The sequence below is a fragment of the Pricia sp. genome (genome assembly GCF_041745955.1).
GTDB lineage: Bacteria > Bacteroidota > Bacteroidia > Flavobacteriales > Flavobacteriaceae > Pricia.
Genome location: NZ_JBGTHY010000495.1, coordinates 1 through 1507 on the forward strand (window position 1 = coordinate 1; position 1507 = coordinate 1507).

Sequence of the window (1507 nt, forward strand, 5' to 3'; positions counted from 1 at the left end):
TCGCCGATGTAGAAAAAATGATTTTCGAGGGTAAAGTAGACGAATCGGAGGTTGGCAAGATCAAGGAAAATCTGCCCCTAGAAATAACGGTAGGCGCCTTGGAAGGTAAGGTTTTCGATGCCGTTCTCGACTATATTGCCCCCAAAGGGAAACAAGAAAACGGAGCCATCCAATTTGAGATCAAGGGCACCATGGCCAAACAGGATTCCGTTTTTATACGCGCTGGCCTCAGTGCCAATGCCTCGGTAATTTTGGCAAGGGCTGATAGCGTACTGACCATTAAGGAAGCCTTGGTCCAATTTGACGATACGACCAAAAAACCTTACGTAGAAATCGAGAACGGAGGCCAAAAGTTCGAGCGTAGGGATATCGAACTCGGTATCAGTGACGGTATTTTCGTAGAGATAAAAGCAGGGATATCCGAAGAGGATAAAATAAAAGTCTGGAATGCTATCGAAAAGGAGGAAGGAAAAGGCGATGATTCATAGGTATCGAGTGCACCGAGCCGCTAACTTTACCGTCTAAAAAATCACGCCCCAAATATCATTGCTGTTTTTTTAACACAACATTTAGAGAATAACTTGTAACATTTAAAGAACTTACTGGTCTTATTGCCTGATTAGTAAAAGTGGCGAACCACAAACAACTATACCATGATCGAAATCAAAGACCTTCACAAATCCTATAAGATGGGTACCAATTCACTTCACGTCTTAAAAGGGTTAAACTTTAGTATAGCCGAAGGCGAACTGGTAGCTATCATGGGGTCTTCCGGTTCGGGAAAATCCACTTTATTGAATATTCTGGGGATGCTGGACGAGTTGGATGAGGGTTCCTATACCTTGGACGGCGTCCCTATTAAAAACCTGAACGAGACGAAGGCAGCGAACTATCGTAATAAGTTTTTAGGTTTTGTCTTTCAATCTTTCAACCTTATCAACTACAAAAATGCCATGGAAAATGTGGCATTGCCCTTGTATTACCAAAAAGTTCCAAGAAAGGAAAGGGAAGAAAAAGCATTAACATATTTAAGTCAGGTCGGTCTGAAAGAATGGGCGACACATCTTCCGAACGAGCTATCCGGGGGGCAAAAACAGCGTGTAGCCATTGCCCGGGCGATGGCAGCGGAACCAAAAGTGCTTTTGGCAGATGAGCCTACAGGTGCTCTGGACAGCACGACATCCTATGAAGTGATGGATCTTATCCAAAAAATTAACGATAGCGGCAATACTATTTTAGTCGTGACCCACGAAAAAGATATCGCCCATATGTGCAAGCGAATCGTTCATTTGAAGGATGGGGTCATTGTCGAGGATAAAAAAGTGGAACAGGTAAGGGCATCGCAATATGTTTAGCAGGGACAATTGGAAGGAAATATTCCAGACCATCCAAAAGAACAAGCTCCGTACGTTCTTATCGGGATTTACCGTGGCCTTGGGCATTCTTATTTTCGTGGTGCTTTTTGGTTTCGGCAACGGACTCATCAATACCTTCGATGATTTTTTCG

Annotated in this window: 3 protein-coding genes; all 3 read left to right on the forward strand. The window is 43.5% G+C overall.

Annotated elements, in window-relative coordinates; translation table 11 throughout:
• A partial coding sequence (locus ACEW8S_RS17545; protein ID WP_373519413.1) for an efflux RND transporter periplasmic adaptor subunit occupies window positions 1-488 on the forward strand: 488 nt, incomplete at its 5' end.
• A gap of 165 nt (window positions 489-653) precedes the next feature.
• Window positions 654-1355 carry an ABC transporter ATP-binding protein gene (locus ACEW8S_RS17550; protein WP_373519414.1) on the forward strand — a complete coding sequence of 234 codons (702 nt, stop codon included), beginning with the start codon at window positions 654-656 and terminating at the stop codon, window positions 1353-1355.
• Window positions 1348-1507: ABC transporter permease (locus tag ACEW8S_RS17555; RefSeq protein ID WP_373519415.1), on the forward strand; the 160-nt coding region annotated here is incomplete at its 3' end. The genes ACEW8S_RS17550 and ACEW8S_RS17555, both read left to right, overlap by 8 nt.

What these genes read in the sequence shown, in the direction of transcription:
- ACEW8S_RS17550 (WP_373519414.1), top strand. Translation starts at nt 654, where the DNA reads ATGATCGAAATCAAAGACCTTCACAAATCCTATAAGATGGGTACCAAT.